Origin of the sequence: Chryseobacterium sp. 2VB, assembly GCF_005503635.1 — a bacterium.
In the GTDB taxonomy this organism is placed as follows: Bacteria; Bacteroidota; Bacteroidia; order Flavobacteriales; family Weeksellaceae; genus Chryseobacterium; species Chryseobacterium cupriresistens.
In genome coordinates, this window is sequence record NZ_SCNC01000018.1 from 39,405 (window position 1) to 59,768 (window position 20,364).

Here is a 20,364-nt window from a genome sequence, read left to right on the forward strand (position 1 = left end):
ATCTACTTATTTAATTCGTCAGATGAGTTCTAGATTCCACCTGCTCTATTTTGAAACTTTTATTTGAAATCCCACCCCTTTTCCGGTGTGATTTTTCGAGCTACAAATGTCGTGTTTTTTTGAGAAATAGAGAAATTTACAAGCGATTTTAAGATAATAAATTTTCGTTAATCTTTGTGCTGCTGATTCGGGAATCTATTGATCCGACGGTCTTACCAGCTTCTTCAGGCTGTCAGAAAATAATACCAGGCCTGCAGCCATCATGATAATATCTTTCAATACGAGACGTCCTGCTCCTGACAGATACGGAAATCCATATTGAGGTGTCACTCCATCTCCGCCCAGATTGGGGACGTAAACTTCAGGAGTAGTGATCAGGAATGACAGGGTAACCAATGACATTAAAAATGTTAAAGCACCTCCAATTGTTCCAATTTTAGGAAACCAAATCCCCAATACTACCAAAACTCCTATTACAACGATCATTGTCCCTAAACCGTAGGAAAAGGCATATGTTCCGTTTTCCTTATGCCAGTCAATATTTTTCTGAACTACCTTTCCTTCCGGATTTTTGTACAAAGTATATTCTTTAACCGATTTTTGATCTTCATTAAGCACTTTATGGTTTGCATTTTTGTAAAAAAAACTCATCATAGGGCTGTTGGCAACGAAAGGGACAATTCCGTCAGCTTCATAATGAAAGGCTTTCAAGCCTCCAATCCAGGCCATAACGATGAAAATTGAAATTCTGAGGAAATTGAAAAAGTACGTATCCCATTGTAATAATTGGTGATAAAGTCTGCTGTTTTTCATGTGATTTATTTTTTACCAAAGGTATTCACATGCCTGCAGCACCAACATAGACATTTCAGGACATTACATGGACATTTTCGCCACCACGGAGATCCCCACTTTTTCTCTGTAATTTTTAGGAGAGCAGCCTACTGACTTTTTGAAATACCTGCTGAAATAAAATTCATCTTCAAATCCCAGTTCAGAAGCAATCTCCCTTACAGATCTGTAAGTTAAATGCAACAATTTTTTGGCTTCCAGAATAATTCTCTCATTGATAAGCTGAGTGGGTGTTTTGGAGAATTCTTTCTTTACTGCCTTGCTTAATGTACTATTGGTAATGTTCAGTTTATCGCTGTAAAATGACAGTTCTTTTTCTGTTTTAAAATACGTTTCCAGAAGTTTCTGAAATTCTGCAGCATTTTTATTAGAAAGCTTTTCATTAGAAATTATGCTGTTTTCAATACTGCTTTTCTGTTTGCTTCCAATGGCAAGAATGAGCTGGATATAGGTTTTGATAATGGATTCCGAAAACGGATGCTTTTCACCTTCTTCTTTTTTGATATGATTAAAAAGCTCAAGAATATAATTGAAGTTTTCTTCTGACAGCTCAACCCCGGGATTCAGATAGATATTATTGAAGAGAAGTCCGTTACAAGCCACTTCTTCTTTATGATATTCTATACAATAATAATCCCCATGAAAAAAAAGCACATGGATATCCTCATCAGAATGCGAAGCCAGCTTCACCTTTTGATAAGGGGAAAGAAAGAGAATATTATATCCACTGTAAGAATAATTAATGCTATCTACTGAGAAAACACCGGAACCTTTCCATAGAAACACGCTGTAATTTTCAGTTTTGAACTCTGCGGAAAAATCTGAGGTTTGGTAAGACTGTATTTTTATTTCCATGATGAGTTGATTTAAACACTAATGACGCTAATGATTCACAAATAACACTATTTATTTAATATTCTTTTGAATACGCCTTTCTCTTATTATACTTTTGCCTTGAAGCAAAAGTATACAAAAGTTCAAGACGGGAATCATCCGCTAAAAATTTGAATGTACTCCTAAAATTTCCAAACTCGCATGGATCGTCTGGTTCTTCTTCGGTTCAATAGTATATCCCATGCCCAGACAATGGAATTTTTTTGGCGGACTACATTTAAATTTTCTTAACGCTCCTGATTCCTAAGTCGATTAGACCCTACAAAAAAAGCCGGAAAATTCCGGCTTTTTATTTGTATACAAAATCAATATTACAATCCGATTACCGGCATTGATAACATTAAGATATTTTCGTTTTCTTCAAGACCATCAAGAGGTTCGATGATCCCCGGTCTGTTAGGCTGAGACATTTTCATGGTAATATCATCAGATCCTAAAATCGTCAGCATTTCTGTTAAGAATTTTGAGCTGAATCCGATATTGATATCTTCTCCGTTGTAATCACAAGGAATCTGCATGTCTGCTTTGTTGGCATATTCAGTATCTTCTGCATGAAGGTGAAGAATATTTCCGGAAAGCTTGAATCTCACCTGATTGGTAGATTTGTTGGACATGATAGACGCTCTTTTGATTGCTCCCAGCAACAGGTTTCTGTTGATGGTCAATACATTTGGATTTTCTTTTGGAATTACCGCAGTATAGTTCGGATATTTTCCGTCAATCAGTCTGCAGATCCAGATATGCTTACCAAAAGTAAACTTAGCCATATTCTCATTGAAGTCGATGGTAACGTCTTCATTGGAACTTGCCAGGATATTTTTGAAAATGTTAAGAGGCTTTTTAGGCATGATAAACTCCATCGGCTCAGCATTCATCAGGTCTGCTCTTTTGTACACCACCAATCTGTGGGAGTCTGTAGAAACGAAATTGGTTTCATTTTCTCCAAACTGGAAAAGCACTCCTGTCATTACCGGACGAAGAGAGTCGTTACTTGTAGCAAATAGTGTGTTTGTCAAAGCTTCAGACAAAACTCCTGCCGGCATCGTTACACTTTGGGAAGCGTCAAATTCCGGTAATTCAGGATAGTCATCAGCATTGTCTAATGCTACTGCGAAATTATCTTTTTCATCTAAAATCTCAAGCTGGCTTCCGGTACCTTCTGCATTGTCTTTTACAACAAATGTCAGAGGCTGTTCACCATATGTCTTGATAAAATCCTGAAAAATTTTAGCAGGAACAGCAAATTTACCTGTATCATCAGACTTTACTTCCAGGGAAGTAACAAGAGTTGTCTCGCCGTCAGATGCTGTAATGGTAACATTATTTCCGTCTAATTCAAAAAGATAGTTTTCTAAAATCGGTCTCGATTGAGAGCTTGATATTACGCCACTTACAGTTTGCAAAGCCTTCTGCAGTTCACCACTTGAAATAATAAATTTCATAGATTTATAAAATAAGTTTCTACAAATATAATAAATAGATACAACAAAGAAAAGAATAATATGGAGGAGTTTTTAACAAAGATCCTTAATTTGTTTTGAGCCTTGACATTATGCTTTGATTTCTGCGAAGATTCATTTTTTTATCAAAATACAAAGACTATCTTTGTGTGAAAAGTTCACAATCATGCAAAAACCTCCTATTCATAAAAGTTTTCTCAATGCTTTCAGGGGTGTTTTGATGATGATAAAAACGGAAAGGAATTTCCAGATTGAACTTCTGGCATTTTTTGTCAATCTCTTCCTTATTTTTTATTTCAACCTGAGCAGCACAGACACCACTTTGGTTATTATCGCCTCATTCGCTGTTTTAAGTGCTGAAATTTTTAATACCGCTATTGAAAAGATCTGTGATATCATTCAACCTGATTTCGACAAAAGAATTGGCTTTATTAAGGACATTGCAGCAGGTGCTGTAGTTCTTACAGCTATTGCAGCGGTGATTGTCGGAGTCTTGGTGTATGGGAAATATGTTTTCAGTTAAAATTGGGGAATTGTTGACAAATATTGTTTAACCACCCCGTCAAAAATTCTTTGAATTTTTGACACCCCTCCGAAGGAGGGGAATATCACGTCTTCAGTTCAAAGGTTGTGAAGGCAGGTTCTTTCACTTTTTGTTATTTTACAGCGATGAAAATATCTACTTCGGCATCTGAAGGATTTTGTGCTTTTTCTCCATACACTTCAAAATCGGCGGTAAATGTTCTGTTCAAATTCATTTCCCAGATTTTTATCCATTCGTTGATAACCAACCCTTTTGAAAGGTCTCCTTTTGTGGTAAATTTCAGATATTCTCCTCCATCAAAAGTATAGCCAACCATTCCTTCCGGGATGTTATCAAGGTTTTCGACTTTACATCCAAGAACCGTTGTATAAGGTTTTGTATGGTCTTTTTCGTAATCTGTATAGATGGAATAAATGGTATTGTCTATTTTATTTGGAATTGAATTGACAATATTCTCGCTGATCATTTTCTCCCATAATACCGGAATATCTTTTCCTGCCTGTCCATTTTCATTGGTTGTTCTTACAGAGATCCCGATCACCTTAAAAGGTTCTATTTTTACGTTATTCATTTATTGATTTTTTGTTAGCACAAAGATAAAAACAGGTTGTGACAAGGGTATGTCAGTAGTTTTTTTAAGTTTGGGCTAAAGCCAATGGATTTATTTATAAGATAAGTGGGCTAAAGCCCAATTCCATTGAATATTAAATTGGTCATATTAGTAGAAAAGCACCTATTAAGTCTAAAAGTTACTTCATTTGCGAAATCTGCGAGAGAACATTCAAGCTTAGATTCCTTGCCTTGCCCGGAATGACAAAGACCTCGTTGAAACTTTATATGAGACAGTGGGATTGCTTCGCTTTGCTCGCAATGACAGTATGGGGATGTTTTAAAAGATGAGAAACTATTTTCCGACATAGATAAATCCTTTTTTCCCGGATTTAAAGACTGTTTCTATTCTTTTATAATCATCTACTTCGTATTCATCTGCCTGAAGAATTTCTTCTTCTCTCACCTCAAAAAGTACTCCTTCTACCTGATCATTATCATTCCCTGAAAATTCAAGTACAGGATGGTATTTCTGACCGCTTTTCCGAAGTACTTCAGGATCTGTAATTTCAAGCATACTTAATTTATAGCCTGATAAGATATCTTTTTCACCTTGTAAAATTCTTCCAAAAGTTTCAAGCTGTACCTGCTCTTTCTGCAGGGTTCCATAAGAAAATAAATTAGGCATTACAGATACTTTTCAATGATTGGAATTGCGATTTCGGCCATCATTCCATAGCCTTTTTCATTAGGATGCACACCGTCTGCAGAAAGCAGAATTTCTTTATCATCCAGGAAAGCAGAATAAAAATCTATATATCCCAATGAGTCTTCTGCTGCAATATTTTTCAAAATTTGATTGTAAACAACCACATCCTCGTTGATTCTTTTCTTCCCGGAGCTGACTACTACTCCATCTATTTTTTGAGAGAAAGGAAGAATGCTCACAAGATAAATAGTATTGGAAAACTGCCTGGCATGGGCAATAGCTTCTTTGATATTACTCCTGAATTTACCAGGTTCTACAATTTGTACTCCATCTTTTACCGCAAGATCATTGGCTCCATAACTCAGAAAAACGATATTTCCATCAGCAGAATTTCTTGCAGCCAGTTCATGAGGAATTCTTTTGAGTAATCCTTCTGTGGTTTCTCCTCCTATTCCGAGATTGAACAGGATCAGTTCATCTCCGTTTCCTTCATGAAATTTCTGCAGGGCATATCTTTTCAGAATATCTACCCAGCCGCCAAAAACTCCGTCATATTCTCCGTAGGTAATGCTGTCACCGAAGAACAGCCCATAAATAATTTTCTTCATTCAACTTTATTGTTTCCTGTTTTGTTGAAGTAAAAATAGTGAGAAAAATTCTTAATATCTTTCAAATTGCATAGTTTTTAACGCAAAAGACGCAAAGTTTTTATATTAATTTTTTCGTTCGCAAGGGCTTTTCACTCAGCAATAGACGTATTTATATCCTTGTTGAATGAAGTGAATTGAACCATTAAGGTTTTGTAAGAGATGAAGAATTATTAAGGCAACAGCTAAAGCTATTATGAAGCAGAATGCCTTATCCATCATCGATGAATCTTAACTTTCCTTATAATCTTTATTATTCTTAATGGTTAATAATATATTCTGTTTTTTTGACGCAAAGGCTTTTATTGTGAGTATGTTGATTCAAGGAAGCAAAGAAGGAATCAACAAGTTGATTGGATGAAGCTATCTATAAGATATCAACATTTAAAAATCTCCCCTCATTACTCATTACTCATTACTCATTACTCATTACATCATTCTAATATCAGCGTAATATTCGTATGTAATTTTATAATTTCAATCAGGATTTCAAAAAGCGTTTGTCCTTTTCCTTCAGTCAATTCATTTAATTTCTGTTGAATGAGTTCTGTGTTGAAGGGTTTTCCCTGTCGGATTTTGTTTTCATAGAATTCAGGGTGGCATTAAAACCAAAGTCTTCTTTTGACTTTTCTGATTCTTTCCAGATGATTTCAATTTCTTCTTTGCCTTCGATTACTCCAAAACCACCATAGAGAATATCATCAAAGCCATCCAGAGTTCCTACTTTCCAGTCTGTATCCTTCATGAGAACGTTGGAAGCTTCTTCATAGAAGCCTCCTAGAGACGAAAAATGACCGCCATGGATGACGATCATTTTTCTTGTATTGTTATTTGAAGTATTCAACACCGTTTTTGAATATATTGTGATAATTCGCGGTTGGTATGTTCTTCATGAGACCTTCTGCAAAACGCTCCGGGTGGCCCATTCTTCCGTAGATTTTTCCACATGGACTTGTGACTCCTTCAATTCCGAATAAAGAGTTATTAGGATTGAAAGGCATTCCGTGTGCGATGTTTCCGTCAAGATCAATGTATTGGGTTGCAATCTGCCCGTTTTCATACAATTTCTTAATCTCTTCTTCTGAAGCCATGAAACGTCCTTCTCCGTGGGAAATCGGAATTGTGAAAGTCTGGTCTTTCATTCCTTTTAACCAAGGGCTTTCGTCATTCACCACTTTTACAGTAACCATCTGAGAGATGTGTCTTCTGATTGCGTTGTGAGCTAATGTCGGAGAGTTTTCGTCCAGATCCTTGATTCTTCCGTAAGGCAGCAATCCTGATTTCACAAGCGCCTGGAATCCGTTACAGATCCCGATGATCATCCCGTCTCTGTCTAGTAATTCATGAACTGCATTTTTCATTTTCTCGTTTTTCAGAACGTTGACAATGAATTTTGCAGAACCATCCGGCTCATCACCTGCAGAGAAACCTCCTGAGAAGGCCAGAATCTGAGAAGTTCTGATCTCTTCTACCCATGCATCAATGCTTTCATCCAATAACTGGTGATTGATATTGATTAAAGGCAAGCTGCTAACTACGGCACCTTCTTTCTGGAATGCATTCAGCGTGTCATACTCACAGTTAGTTCCCGGGAATACAGGAGCAAATACTTTCGGCTGTGCAATTCCGTGTTTTTTAATGATGATATTTCTTGGATGGATTGAGTTTGATTTTTCATCAATTTCAACCGTGATCTTTTCTTTTTCTACTGTCGGGAAGAGATTCTCGAAAGTACCAGTAAAACTGGATTCGAGATTTGAAATTTGAAATTTGAAATTGTTGATGCTCAAAATTTCATCCTCAACTACTTTTCCAATCAACTGAAGGTTTACAGAGCTTAATTCTTCTTTAGCTTCAATGATTAAGCTACCGATATTTTTAGCTAATAAAACAGCTTCGTCAGCATTGATTTCAGCTCCTAATCTGTTTCCGAAACTCATTTTTGCTAAAGCTACTGCCAAACCTCCTTCTTTCACTGTTTTTACAGAAACAATTTTTCCTGCTTTGATGTTTTCGAAAATGAATTCAAAAACTTCTTTTAAAGCAGTATAGTTTGGAAGTCCGCTTTCCTGAGCAATGTGATTGAAGAAATACAGTTTGTTCCCTGCACTTTTCAATTCAGGAGAGATGATATTTTCTTTATCTCCGTTGGCACATGCAAAAGAAATCAAAGTCGGCGGAACATTCAGATCCTGATACGTTCCACTCATGGAATCTTTTCCTCCGATCGCTGCAAGACCTAAATTGATCTGTGCATCATAAGCTCCTAAAAGTGAAGCCAAAGGTTTACCCCATTTTTCAGGGTTCTGTCCCAATTTTTCAAAATATTCCTGGAAGCTTAGTCGGATGTTTTTATAATCACCTCCCATCGCTACAATCTTCGCTACACTCTCTACTACGGCGTAAGATGATCCTAACAGTGAGTTTTGTTTTGAGATTTCAGCATCGAATCCCCAGCTTGCCAGAGAAACGGTTTTAATATCTTTTGCTCCTAAGATCGGTAGTGTCTGCACACTTCCTTCCATAAGGGTCTGCTGATATTTCCCTCCTAAAGGCATTGCAACTGTAGTAGCACCAATTGAAGAGTCGAACATTTCAAGCAATCCTTTCTGGGAAGCTACATTTTTATCTTTTAAGATGTTCAGAAAGTTTTCTGCTGTGAAAACTTTTGTTTCTTCTTTTACTTCTTCAAGGTGAGTGATTTTCACTTCCTGAGATTTTGAACATCCGTTGGTATCTAAGAAAGCTCTTGAAAGGTCTACAATTTTGTCTCCTTTCCAGAACATCTGCATTCTTCCGGAATCTGTCACTTTTGCTACTTCTACGGCAACAATGTTTTCAGCTTCACAGAATCTGATAAATTTTTCTTTATCCTGAGGATCAACTACTACAGCCATTCTTTCCTGAGATTCGGAAATAGCCAGCTCGGTTCCGTTTAATCCTTCGTATTTTAATGGTAATACATCAAGGTTTACTTCTAAAGAGTCTGCAATTTCACCGATTGCTACAGAGACACCTCCTGCTCCGAAGTCGTTTGATTTTTTGATCAGCTTTGTTACCTCAGGATTTCTGAATAGCCTCTGGATTTTACGCTCTTCTACAGCATTTCCTTTCTGAACTTCAGAGCTCATCGTGTGGATAGAAGTTTCGTCCTGCTCTTTTGAACTTCCGCTTGCTCCTCCTACTCCGTCACGACCTGTTGCTCCTCCTAAGATAATGATTGAATCACCGTTAGCAGGTTTCTCACGTCTTACCCAATCTACAGGAACAGCTCCGGTAACGAAACCAACTTCCATTCTTTTAGCTTTATAGCCTTCGTCATAGATTTCAGAAACCATTGTCGTAGCAAGACCAATCTGGTTACCGTAAGAAGAATACCCGTTGGCAGCCTGTTTCGTAATGGTTTTCTGAGGTAATTTTCCTGGTAATGTTTGGTCAACCGGCTCCAAGACATCTGCAGCACCTGTTAATCTCATTGCCTGGAAAACAAAAGATCTTCCGGATAACGGATCTCTGATAGCACCTCCCAAGCAAGTTGATGCTCCACCGAAAGGTTCAATTTCCGTAGGGTGATTGTGTGTTTCGTTTTTGAATAATAAATACCAAGGTTCTTTTTTACCGTCATATTCTGCTTCGATCTGAATGGTACATGCATTGATCTCATCAGAGATAACAAGATTATCCAGGTTTCCTGTTTTATGGAAATATTTACCGCATACTGTGGCAAGGTCCATTAAGGAAATTGGCTTCAGCTCACGGCCTAAGAATTTTCTTTTTTCGATATAATCATTGAAAATAGTTTCCAATGTGTGTTTGAACTGACCTTCAAACTGAATGTCTGACAATTCTGTCTCGAAAGTAGTGTGACGACAGTGGTCGCTCCAATAGGTGTCTAATACTTTTAATTCTGTTTCCGTAGGATTTCTCTCTTCAGTTTTGAAATATTCCTGAATGAATTTCAGGTCATCCAATCCTAATGCAAAGCCGTGATTATTATAGAAGTTCTCAAGTTCTGCATCATTGAAATTGATAAAATTTTCGTGGATGATTACTTTTGACGGGGTTTCATCTGCAGGAATATCCAGAATGGATAAGTCTTTTTCCTGAGATTCCACTTTGTTGATCAGAAGGTCTTTGATTTTAATCAAATCAGCTTCAGAAACTCCTTCAAATTCGATTAATTTTCCACTTCTTACTTTTGATTTTTCATTTTCAGTCAGTAAAGCGATACACTGCTGTGCAGAATCTGCTCTCTGATCATACTGACCAGGCAAAAATTCCATTCCGAAATGAATAGCTTTTGCAGGGTTTTCTGTGTGTAAAATATCAGTAACAGGGTCTACGAAAGTGTTGTTCACCACTTTCTCAAATTCTCCGTCATTCAGGTTGAAAATATCATACACATTGTATACTTTCACACTTTGAACTGCCGGAACCACCGCTTTTACTTCATCAAAAATTTTTGGACTTTCAACATCGAAAATTCCTCTTTTTTCTACGAAAATTCTTTTGTTATTAGACATTAGATGTCAGATTTTTAATATTAGATTTATTTTTTATTTTCAAATTTATTTCTTGCTATCTCTATTGAACGATGCAATTTTTCAAGCAAAACTTTTTCTGAAGGTAAGATAAGTAAATATTCTGCTACTTTTATATTATCCCCTTCCAGATTCATGAGTTCTATATGTTCGGAATTTTTCCCGGAACAAAGTATTAAACCAATGGGAGGGTTTTCACCTTCTACTTTTTCATATTTATTAAGGTATGAGAGATAAAGCTCCATCTGCCCTTTATGGCTGGCTTCAAATTCACCTAATTTCAATTCGATAACGACTAAAGACTTTAATTTCCTATGATAGAAAAGCAAATCCAGATAGTAGTCTCTATTATCTATTGTGATTCTTTTTTGTCTTGAAAGAAATGCAAAATCACTTCCCAACTCAGAAATGAATTTTTGAAGTTCTACGATAATGGCTTCTTCTAAATCTTTTTCAGAAAAGGTATCTTTCAATTCCAAAAAATCAAGAAAATAGGGATCTTTAAAAACCAAATCAGGGTTTAAAAGATTATTTTCAGACCATTTTTTCAGTTCTTTATCTATTATTTCCTCAGGCTTTTTACTTATTGCTGTTCGTTCAAAAAGCAGAGAATTGATTTTCTCTCTTAAGACTCTGACACTCCAATTTTCAATTTTACAAACTTCAAGATAAAAGTTTCTTTTAGTATCTTGTGAAATAGGAATAAGAAGCAGAAAGTGAGTCCATGATAATTGTCGCATCGCTGATGCGACAATATTAAAATCACTAAAAACAGACGCAAACTGCATCATTTTTCGGATATTTTTCTCAGAAAATGAATTTCCAAATTCTAACTTAAGTTGTTGAGAGATTTGTACAATAACTTCTTTACCATACTCTGCCCTCTTATTATCTAAAACATCTTCATTTATTCTTTTTCCTATCTCCCAGTACAAAACCACCATTGCCGAGTTTACCTGAGCAGCGACCTGACTTCTTGTCTTGTCTACCAGCTCCTTAAGATCGGACATTAATTGTTGATAATTTTGATTCTGTAACATTATTAAAAATTAGATGTCAGATTTTTAATATTAGATTTATTTTTCTTTTTTACTTTTTCTGAGTTAAAGTTTTTTTCTTTAAACCCATCTATATTGGAAATTTTTGAAAGAGATTTTCCCTCCAATCATTATTCTGTACAAATTTAAAGGAATAAGTCATATGTTCTTCAAATTTGAACTGCCGAATTTCCAATTTTATATTATTTATTGATAAATTTATTCGGATTGTCCTTATGTTCTTTCTGAAAATCCTCAGCATTTTTTATTTCTTCTTTCAGCCAGTTTTCAAAAGGAACTTTCTTTTCATTAAAATCCTCAATGGCATAAAATGTTTTTCCATCTTCTGAAACCAGAAACTTGAAGCGGTACAGCATATCCAAGTCCTTTTTCCTGTAATTATAGGTATTCACCTGATAATACGGAAAGTTTTCTTTTGGTCTTTCCACAATTTCAAAAAACAGATTCTTTTCTTTTTCAGACAGTTTATTATAAAAGTTCACATAATAAAGATCTGACAGTTTTTTCTTCTGCTTTTCAAAGAACTGAAGGATATTCTTCTCCTTTTCATTGTACTGAAACGGGTTCGGGTAGTATTTCCCGTCTATTTCAACATCCTTTTCTGATGGTTTTGTTAATGGCTGAACTGTTTCTCCTTTGACATTCATTACTCCCCATTTTCCGCCTACAATGGATCTGTGCTCCTCATTTGTTTTTTCCCAATCACAGCCGTCACAAAATGCAGCATAACCGTAATTGAAGGGGAATGCAAAATCATGCTCAGCTTCAATGACAATTTTTCCGTTTCGGTCTGCAAATCCTACTTTTCCATTTTTAACCAGTCTTCTTACCCCTTCAGAGAAATAATCTGCTCCATTGTCAAAAAGGAAAGGCTGATACAGGAATTTTCCATTTCTATCATACACATAGCCCCATGCATTTTTCTCCGGTTCTTCGCCTTCTTTAGTTCCGTCAAAAAGAATGGTTTCTCCTTCTACAGGATCTCCATCTTTTAGGAATGAAAAGACTTTGAACTGCGCAGGAACAATTATTTTTCCTACTTTATCTTTTACTCCTACTAAAGAATCTTTGGATTTGAAATAATGTAAATCTTCTTTAGTCTGAGAAAAAGAAATGACTGGTGTTAATATAATGGTTAGTAGTAGTTTTTTCATATTAGTTGGAGTGGGAAATAAAATATGCAGCCGAAAAGACTGCATATTGTTTTATACTTTAAGATCAGCTTCTAATCCTATTAAATCTTTGTTTTGGTCTATAATCGGCTGCACTTCATTTTTGATGAATTCCTCAGTCTGGATCGGCGCGAAACCAATAAAGTTTTTAGGATCTAAAACTTCTTTCAGTTTTGATTTGTCTAGTTTTAAAGAATCATCATTTAAGATTCTCTCGATAAGGTCGTTTTCTTTTCCTTCTTCTTTCACTTTCTTGGAAGCTTCCATAGAGTGAACCCTGATCACCTCGTGGATTTCCTGACGGTCACCACCCGCTTTTACCTCTTCCATGATGATGTATTCTGTCGCCATGAAAGGAAGCTCTTCCATAATATGTTTGTTGATTCTGTTTGGATAAACAACAATTCCGTTCAGAATATTGTTCCAGATCAAAAGAATAGCATCAACAGCTAAAAATGCCTGAGGAATGGTTAATCTCTTGTTGGCAGAGTCGTCCAATGTTCTTTCAAACCATTGTGTAGAGGCCACCATTGCAGAACTTGTTGTCAGAGACATTACATATTTTGCCAATGCTCCGATTCTTTCGCTTCTCATGGGATTACGTTTGTAAGCCATTGCCGATGAACCTATCTGATTTTTCTCGAATGGTTCTTCAATTTCCTTAAGGTTTTGAAGTAAACGTAAATCGTTTGTGAATTTATGCGCAGACTGTGCAATATTTCCTAATAAAGCAACTACTTTCGCATCAATTTTTCTATCGTAAGTCTGTCCGGAAACTCCGAAAACTTTATCGAAGCCGAATCTTTTTGAAAGTTCTTTATCTAGGTGTTTTACTTTGGAATAATCACCGTTGAAAAGCTCAAGGAAACTGGCAGCAGTTCCTGTAGTTCCTTTTACTCCTCTGAAACGAAGGGTTTCAAGGAAGAAATCCAGTTCTTCGATGTCAAGAACCAAACTCTGTAACCAAAGGGTAGCTCTTTTCCCAACTGTTGTCAGCTGAGCCGGCTGGAAGTGTGTGAATCCTAAAGTCGGAAGGTCTTTATACTGAATAGCAAAGTCTGCTAAGTTCTTCATGACGTTAACCAACTTTTTCTTTAAGATTAAAAGTCCGTCACGGATTTGGATTAAGTCTGTATTGTCTCCTACAAAAGCTGAAGTAGCTCCAAGGTGGATAATTCCTTTTGCTGAAGGCGCCACATCACCATAGGCGTGAACGTGAGCCATTACATCATGACGGAATTTTTTTTCGTACTCTGCTGCTTTCTCATAATCGATGTTTTCAGCATTAGCTTTTAACTCAGCGATCTGCTCGTCTGTAATTTCAAGTCCAAGGTCTTTTTCGATTTCAGCAAGAGCTATCCAAAGCTTTCTCCAATTCTGGAATTTGTTATTGTGTGAGAAGTTAAATAACATTTCTTCACTGGAGTAGCGCTCTTCCAATGGATTTTTGTAGGAATTCATTCGTTCTTTTACTTTTTAGATGTACAAAAATACGCTTTTTCAGTGAGAGATGAAAATCCTGTTTTTATGATTTTTCAACCATATTCTGAATCAAATAAAAGATTTTCATCTATACTTTTGTCTTAAAACAAAAGTATACAAAAGTTCAAGACTGGAATTATCCGCTAAAAATTTAAATGTACTCCTAAAATTTCCAAACTCGCATGGATAATTCGGTTCTGCTTCGGTTCTGAAAAAGCCCCATGCTCAGACAGTGGAAATTTTTTAACGGATTACATTCAAATTTTCTTAACGCTCCTGATTCCTAAGTCGGACATTAATGAGTAACATACTACTTTTTAAATGACTGCTGGCTAATACCACCAATATAAAATACACAGACTAAAAAAAAGTAAAACAAATAACCTGTGAAATATTTAATATGATTTTCATCTATACTTTTGTCTTGAAATCGAAGATTCGACGTAGTCAAACAAAAGTATACAAAAGTTCAAGACGGGAATCATCCGCTAAAAATTTAAATGTACTCCTAAAATTTCCAAACTCGCATGGATCATCCGGTTCTGCTTCGGTTCTGAGTAAGTCCCATGCTCAGACAGTGGAAATTTTTTAACGGATTACATTGAAATTTTCTTGACGCTTCTGATTCCTAAGTCGGGCATTAATAAGTAACATACTACTTTTTAAATGACTACTGGCTAATACCATCAATACATAAAAGACACAGATTAAAAAAAAGTAAAACAAATAACCTGTGAAATATTTAATATGATTTTCATCTATACTTTTGTCTTGAAATCAAAGATTCGACGTAGTCAAACAAAAGTATACAAAAGTTCAAGACGGAATCATCCGCTAAAAATTTCAATGTACTCCTAAAATTTCCAAACTCGCATGGATCATCCGGTTCCGCTTCGGTTCTGAGCAAGTCCCATGCTCAGACAGTGGAAATTTTTTAACGGATTACATTGAAATTTTCTTAACGTTCCTGATTCCTAAGTCGTACATTAGTACATACTACTTTTTAAATGACTGGCGGTTAATACCATGAATAAATAAGTGACATATACAAAAAAGAAGTAAAACAATAACTTGGGAAATATTTAATATGATTTTCATTTATACTTTTGTCTTGAAACAAAAGTATGCAAAAGTTCAAGACTGGAATTATCCGCTAAAAATTTAAATGGAATCCTAAAATTTCCAAACTCGCATGGATCATCCGGTTCCGCTTCGGTTCTGAGCAAGTCCCATGCTTAGACAGTGGAAATTTTTTAACGGATTACATTGAAATTTTCTTGACGCTTCTGATTCCTAAGTCAGATATAAGTAGCATGTTAATTTTTAATACTAGAAACTAATACTATCTCTTGTTCTATTTATAACCATGTTCTAGGCGAGACTAGCTGCCGAACCTTTTCTTTTTAATATATCGCAGATAGAAATATAGGATTATAGAAATTAGAATTGCAATGACCATTTTCAGATATACACGAAGAGGAATGTTGTGACTACTGGCTAATACCATTAATAAATAAAAGACACAGATTAAAAAAGAAGTAAAACAAATAATTTGTAAAATATTTAATATGATTTTCATTTATACTTTTGTCTTGAAATCAAAGATTCGACGTAGTCAAACAAAAGTATGCAAAAGTTCAAGATGGGGAATCATCCGCTAAAAATTTAAATGGAATCCTAAAATTTCCAAACTCGCATGGATCATTCGGTTCTGCTTCGGTTCTGAGCAAGTCCCATGCTTAGACAGTGGAAATTTTTTAACGGATTACATTGAAATTTTCTTAACGCTCCTGATTCCTAAGTCAATTGGTGAGAGCACATAAAAAAAAGCTATCTCATTTCTGAGACAGCCTGTTCTTTACCTTATTTTCATGAATGAAATTAATCAATAATAAGTCCGCATGGTGACCCTACCGGAATACATTTTCTTTCCAGTGAGCACCAGAAGTATCCTGCAAGACACATCGGGATACCTCCCTGAACTGTTTTCAATTCTCTTTTTGAAAGTTTTCTTAGATTTTTCATAATAACATTTTTTTGATTTTTCTCCTACTCTATATGCTTTTCGGATTACGCTTTAATTTGGTAATACAATATAGAAATTTTTCAGATAAAAAAATATAAACTATTCATTTTATACAATTTACAAAGACAATTTGTTTATTAACTTTTGATGATCATTATATATCAATATAGTTTTTCAAAACAGGGAAAATAAAAAACCTCTGCTATTGCAGAGGCTTCGTTTTATTTGTGGACACGAGCGAGACGCTCGCGCCAGCAGGGGAGTAAAAGCCACTGCAAGAACAGTGGCTTTATGTTTTATTTTCGGACACGAGCGAGACGCTCGCCAATCCTTTAGAAGCAATTTAATGACTCCTTATCCCTTCCGCGCATGATATAATACATCTATTGTCAAATTTTTCATTCTTCAAACTTTTATATATGCAGTCAAAATCTATTTCCTGAATATTATCTTTTAAATAAGTTAGTACATATTTAGAACTCTTGTTATGAAAAATTTTCTTGATAGAATTTATAAAATAAAGAAGATCATTTTTTGAAAATCCAGAGAGTTTATAGCTGTTATTTTCAGAGTCAATTGCTAAAACATATGTATCGCAAAAGGAAGAATTAAATAAAGCAACTAGTTTATCACGATCATATTCTACTTTATCCTTTTTAAGATTAAATTTTAAAATTTTAAAATTTTCATCCAAATAAATTGAAGTAGTTTTTACTGTGTCAAATTGCATGTTTATTAATTCGGGATTATAGTATTTATTTTTATTATTCTTATCTTGAATGGTTAAAATACCATCTTCAATTAAATTCATTTTGAACTTTTCATTTACAGTTTGGGAAAAAGATAAGCTTGATATAAAAATTGTAAATACTAGTATATAGAATGACTTGAACATAATTATTAATTATTTAATTATTTGAAATTTACTCATTTGTTTTAGTATAAAGTTTTCTTGCCAATCCATAGCTGTCTTAGATTGGAAAGTATTTCTATTTGCTGGAGCTTGACAATTAATAGTGCCAGAATCTCCAACTCCTTGAGATCTTGCCTGTGCTGGATTCATAGCAGTATTATAGGCATGACCCATTTCATGAGCAAAAGCTCCTGAGAACGGAGTTACCTTCTTAAAATCTAAAGTTGTTGTGATTGAATGAATTCCAAAATATTGGGAATTACCATTTGTGTCTTTTGTAGAGGTAAAGGCAGTTGCTGTAAAGGCTCCTCCATAAGATGAAGCTTCTCCAGATTTAACTACAACATCAATATCATGAGTTACACCGTTTGCATCTTTATACTGCAAATTATTGGCTAAATTAAAATTACCTGGATCCACACCTTTAAAATTATCTATAACAGATTGAATCCCTTTTTCAAGGGCAATACTTTTATCTAAATTTCCTTGAGCTTCATTCAAACCTTTTACAATGGTCTCATATTTGTTATAATCTTTTTTAGAATCAAAATCTTTCTTTGTTAGATTTTTATTACCTTTATACTGTGAATTTAACAATGATTCTCGTTGTTTTACGTCTTTCTCAAGTTTTTTTCTATTCTCTGTTTCTCCATTAACGATTTCCATTCCATTGGGATCAATAAAAATTACTGGGTTATTTCCTGTATATACATATGGTGCAGAATCTGCATACTTTTCTGCCAACGGATCAACAACTCCCCATCTTCCCAAGTCTGGCATATACATTCTTGCTCCATAATCATACATTCCCGTCTCCTGAAGTTCTTTACCATTGTACTTATACTGATAAGCATTCTGCGTTGTAGCTGTATAATTATGCAATAATCCAAAAGGATAATAAGTATTGACTTCTACAATTTCTCCCGGTTTCCATTCTCCAAGGCAACCAAATTTAGGCGAACATGTTGATGTATTATATCTCCTTGGCTGGATAATACCATCTCCATTTGTATCGGTATAACTTAATCTTACATTTCCCAAATGATCTGTAAAATTATAGACATACTTGTTGAGAAGCGTATCATAATATCCTTCAGAAGTAGGAATTATTCTCAATTTCAATTCAGGAATCTCATTAGGATCAGGAATGAAAGTGCCTTCTCCATTCCAGGATTCTCTTAAAAATGTAGTTTTATACTGAAAGCCATCCAGATAATGGGTCTCCAGATCTCCAAAAAGCTTCTTTACTTTTACCCCGTCTGCTCTGTAAAGATAGCTTGTCAATTTTGAGTTTTGGGTAATCTTATCTGGTAAATTTAAATAATTATATTCAATAGAGGAAATCCCTTTATCCAAATGTTTGGTCATGTTTCCATTCCCGCTGAGATTGCCATTATCATACTCAATAGGATTAGGAACTGTAATGGAAGGATAACCAGATGGATTTTGCTGCTGATCTGTAACTTTCACTAACTTATTTCCTACATAATCATACTTCAGATTATCAATCATTAAAGTGGTGTTTGCTCCTGGAAGCAATCCTTCAGTTCTTACCAGATTCAGGATATTTCCATTCACGTCATAGGCCAGAAGCTCATTGTATTCTTTTGCATAGGGATTTGTATCCTTCTGATAAAAACCACCTGTGAGTCTGTTTACACTATCATATGCGTAGCCATATCTTTTTAACGGTTCATTATCTTCTGTTAGGGTTTTCCATGATACTTCTGCAATATTTCCATTGTATTTCGGTTTTACTTTTTGATTCGGGTAGTCTGCATTGGGAATTTCCAGCCCTTCCACTTTATTATAATTGATCTTATACCCAAAGAGATCACTTCCTAAGTTGCCAGGATCATTAATCTGGGTCATCCAACCACGGATATTGTATTTATAATCTATGGTCTGTAATGGTGATGATAGAGATGTTCCACCTACTTTCTTAGATTCAAGCTGAGAAATTTCATTGTACTTATTCTGAGTTAAAATCTCTACCGGATTACTGTCTACCTGATGTTTGTGTACCAATAACCTGTTCTGGCTGTCATAATCAAACGTTTCGGTAATCACTCTTTCAGTATCCGTGTTAAGTCTTTTATGTTTTGTTACAGTCTGTTTCGTAACTCCCGCAAAATCAAGTTTGGATTCTGTGTGAGTATAGCCTCCCAAATGGTTGATAGAGTGACTTCCAATGGCTCTTCCTTTCTGATCGTAATAGGTATAGTTCCTGGTCCAGTTATCATCTTCAATGTTTTTTACAAAACTCATTACAGGCTGCCCTTTCGTACTTCTTCCGTCAGCTGCAGGGGTTGCAGTCAATACCGGTTCTCCCTGAATTGTTGAAGGGAATGCCGGATTAAAACTGTAGGCAGGATAAGAGTCGTAATAATTAACAGACAAAATACTTTCCGGGGTAAAATAGACAGCCGTATAATAAATATTCATTCCATTTCTTACAAAACCTGTAGAATGGCGCGCATCATAAATAACCAAATCCTTGATCTGATCCTGTATTGTCGCCCTACTGTCATTTGAACTGAATATTCCTGTATAGGCAACTCTTCCAAACTGGTCATACTTGGTCATCATCCATTTTCCAGATCCTTTCATATTGGCATCCTGGGTAAGCATCAGCCTGTCGGCTTTATCATATACCATAAATTCCCAGCCTTTTCCGGGAAGCTTTTTTTCCACCAGTCTTCCCCTACCATCATAATGGTACTGATAGCATAAGGTATTGAGAAGATCATCCGTAATAGGCTTATGAACAGCCAGAGGAGGAATGACAAAAGCCAGCTGGTCATATTCATTGTAAACATAATAGGTATCCACATTTTCTGCGGGGCTCATGACTTTCCTTACCAACACAACCTGTCCTCTACCGTTTTTAAATTCTATGGTTTCATTGCCATCCTCATCTTTGACAGAGTTTTTATAAAGCTGGTTTGGGGCATAAACTGTGGCAGGTGATAAGCTCAATACACTTTTACTAGCCCCATCTACCCAGCTTGTGCTCGTGGTAAACTGATAGACTTCATTCAATCCGTTGGTGTCATAGCTAAACTTTACAGATTTTCCGTTCCAGTCATTACCTACCTGTTTCTGTTCCAGAACCCTATCCAATGGTGAGTTTTCCAGCACTTTTTCAGAATAGATCTTTTCATTCCCGTAGGTGTTGGGATAAACACCCAATGGCCCTGAATAATAGTTTCCATTGCTGGTAGAAAGCTGGGGAACAGGAAGATAATCTTTGACCTGCCTTCCGAACGGGTCATATTCAATATGGGTCACAACGTCACGTCCCAGTGGTGATGCTGCTATGTTAACAATCTGTTTTGGTCTTCCCAGCCCGTCAAAATACTGTACAGATTCTGAGGATTTTGTAGCTGTAGTACCATTATAATCCAGATACGTTTTGGACTGAATATAGTTTTCATTGCTTGAAATCGTGGAAAGCTGCGCATAGGCTATATTGGATAAGAGCAACGCTCCTATTGGTATTATTATCTTTTTCATC

General features: G+C 35.6%; 15 protein-coding genes. 1 reads left to right on the forward strand and 14 read right to left on the reverse strand.

Going from position 1 to position 20,364, the window contains the following annotated elements; translation table 11 throughout:
- Positions 1–195: 195 nt before the first annotated feature.
- From FFS26_RS16055 to dnaN, 3 genes are all read right to left on the reverse strand, one after another.
- Positions 196–813, reverse strand: coding sequence for a DUF417 family protein (locus FFS26_RS16055; RefSeq protein WP_110011062.1), 618 nt, complete (start codon positions 811–813; stop codon positions 196–198).
- Positions 814–876: 63 nt separating this feature from the next.
- Complete coding sequence (locus tag FFS26_RS16060) at positions 877–1,707, reverse strand: AraC family transcriptional regulator (RefSeq protein ID WP_137905549.1); 831 nt, start codon at positions 1,705–1,707, stop codon at positions 877–879.
- A gap of 350 nt (positions 1,708–2,057) precedes the next feature.
- Positions 2,058–3,188, reverse strand: coding sequence for a DNA polymerase III subunit beta (dnaN, locus tag FFS26_RS16065; protein WP_034699704.1), 1,131 nt, complete (start codon positions 3,186–3,188; stop codon positions 2,058–2,060).
- A 184-nt stretch (positions 3,189–3,372) separates the two neighbouring features.
- Between dnaN and FFS26_RS16070 the strand changes: the two genes are divergently transcribed.
- On the forward strand, positions 3,373–3,729 hold the full coding sequence (locus FFS26_RS16070) for a diacylglycerol kinase family protein (RefSeq protein WP_137905550.1): 357 nt from the start codon (positions 3,373–3,375) through the stop codon (positions 3,727–3,729).
- A 133-nt stretch (positions 3,730–3,862) separates the two neighbouring features.
- Here the strand turns inward: FFS26_RS16070 and FFS26_RS16075 are convergent, their stop codons facing one another.
- From FFS26_RS16075 to FFS26_RS16120, 11 genes are all read right to left on the reverse strand, one after another.
- Positions 3,863–4,321, reverse strand: coding sequence for a GyrI-like domain-containing protein (locus tag FFS26_RS16075; RefSeq protein WP_137905551.1), 459 nt, complete (start codon positions 4,319–4,321; stop codon positions 3,863–3,865).
- 333 nt (positions 4,322–4,654) lie between these two features.
- Positions 4,655–4,987 (reverse strand): gamma-glutamylcyclotransferase family protein, encoded by a 333-nt coding sequence (locus FFS26_RS16080; RefSeq protein ID WP_110011058.1) that lies wholly within the window; start codon positions 4,985–4,987, stop codon positions 4,655–4,657.
- Complete coding sequence (locus tag FFS26_RS16085; RefSeq protein ID WP_137905552.1) at positions 4,987–5,616, reverse strand: SGNH/GDSL hydrolase family protein; 630 nt, start codon at positions 5,614–5,616, stop codon at positions 4,987–4,989. Before FFS26_RS16085 ends, FFS26_RS16080 begins: the two co-directional genes overlap by 1 nt.
- A gap of 565 nt (positions 5,617–6,181) precedes the next feature.
- Positions 6,182–6,502: a ribonuclease inhibitor gene (locus FFS26_RS16090; protein ID WP_228449444.1), complete on the reverse strand. Its 321-nt coding sequence runs from the start codon at positions 6,500–6,502 to the stop codon at positions 6,182–6,184.
- The gene (locus tag FFS26_RS16095; protein WP_137905553.1) at positions 6,483–10,178 is read right to left on the reverse strand and encodes a phosphoribosylformylglycinamidine synthase; all 3,696 of its coding nucleotides are present in this window, start codon (positions 10,176–10,178) and stop codon (positions 6,483–6,485) included. Before FFS26_RS16095 ends, FFS26_RS16090 begins: the two co-directional genes overlap by 20 nt.
- Positions 10,179–10,204: 26 nt before the next feature.
- A complete protein-coding gene (locus FFS26_RS16100; RefSeq protein ID WP_137905554.1) occupies positions 10,205–11,236 on the reverse strand; it encodes a YhcG family protein in 1,032 nt (343 codons plus the stop codon).
- A gap of 200 nt (positions 11,237–11,436) precedes the next feature.
- A complete protein-coding gene (locus FFS26_RS16105) occupies positions 11,437–12,408 on the reverse strand; it encodes a WG repeat-containing protein (protein ID WP_228449445.1) in 972 nt (323 codons plus the stop codon).
- A gap of 51 nt (positions 12,409–12,459) precedes the next feature.
- Positions 12,460–13,887 (reverse strand): adenylosuccinate lyase, encoded by a 1,428-nt coding sequence (gene purB, locus FFS26_RS16110; protein ID WP_047421604.1) that lies wholly within the window; start codon positions 13,885–13,887, stop codon positions 12,460–12,462.
- Between the two features lie 1,902 nt (positions 13,888–15,789).
- Positions 15,790–15,933: a bacteriocin-like protein gene (locus FFS26_RS22570; protein WP_156121528.1), complete on the reverse strand. Its 144-nt coding sequence runs from the start codon at positions 15,931–15,933 to the stop codon at positions 15,790–15,792.
- A 344-nt stretch (positions 15,934–16,277) separates the two neighbouring features.
- Positions 16,278–16,745: a hypothetical protein gene (locus FFS26_RS16115; RefSeq protein WP_137905556.1), complete on the reverse strand. Its 468-nt coding sequence runs from the start codon at positions 16,743–16,745 to the stop codon at positions 16,278–16,280.
- Between the two features lie 93 nt (positions 16,746–16,838).
- A complete protein-coding gene (locus FFS26_RS16120) occupies positions 16,839–20,363 on the reverse strand; it encodes a DUF6443 domain-containing protein (protein WP_137905557.1) in 3,525 nt (1,174 codons plus the stop codon).
- Position 20,364 lies beyond the last annotated feature (1 nt).

Coding starts and splice junctions, on each gene's coding strand:
- FFS26_RS16055 (WP_110011062.1), bottom strand. CDS start 813: ATGAAAAACAGCAGACTTTATCACCAATTATTACAATGGGATACGTAC.
- FFS26_RS16060 (WP_137905549.1), bottom strand. CDS start 1,707: ATGGAAATAAAAATACAGTCTTACCAAACCTCAGATTTTTCCGCAGAG.
- dnaN (WP_034699704.1), bottom strand. CDS start 3,188: ATGAAATTTATTATTTCAAGTGGTGAACTGCAGAAGGCTTTGCAAACT.
- FFS26_RS16070 (WP_137905550.1), top strand. CDS start 3,373: ATGCAAAAACCTCCTATTCATAAAAGTTTTCTCAATGCTTTCAGGGGT.
- FFS26_RS16075 (WP_137905551.1), bottom strand. CDS start 4,321: ATGAATAACGTAAAAATAGAACCTTTTAAGGTGATCGGGATCTCTGTA.
- FFS26_RS16080 (WP_110011058.1), bottom strand. CDS start 4,987: ATGCCTAATTTATTTTCTTATGGAACCCTGCAGAAAGAGCAGGTACAG.
- FFS26_RS16085 (WP_137905552.1), bottom strand. CDS start 5,616: ATGAAGAAAATTATTTATGGGCTGTTCTTCGGTGACAGCATTACCTAC.
- FFS26_RS16095 (WP_137905553.1), bottom strand. CDS start 10,178: ATGTCTAATAACAAAAGAATTTTCGTAGAAAAAAGAGGAATTTTCGAT.
- FFS26_RS16100 (WP_137905554.1), bottom strand. CDS start 11,236: ATGTTACAGAATCAAAATTATCAACAATTAATGTCCGATCTTAAGGAG.
- FFS26_RS16105 (WP_228449445.1), bottom strand. CDS start 12,408: ATGAAAAAACTACTACTAACCATTATATTAACACCAGTCATTTCTTTT.
- purB (WP_047421604.1), bottom strand. CDS start 13,887: ATGAATTCCTACAAAAATCCATTGGAAGAGCGCTACTCCAGTGAAGAA.
- FFS26_RS22570 (WP_156121528.1), bottom strand. CDS start 15,933: ATGAAAAATCTAAGAAAACTTTCAAAAAGAGAATTGAAAACAGTTCAG.
- FFS26_RS16115 (WP_137905556.1), bottom strand. CDS start 16,745: ATGAATTTAATTGAAGATGGTATTTTAACCATTCAAGATAAGAATAAT.
- FFS26_RS16120 (WP_137905557.1), bottom strand. CDS start 20,363: ATGAAAAAGATAATAATACCAATAGGAGCGTTGCTCTTATCCAATATA.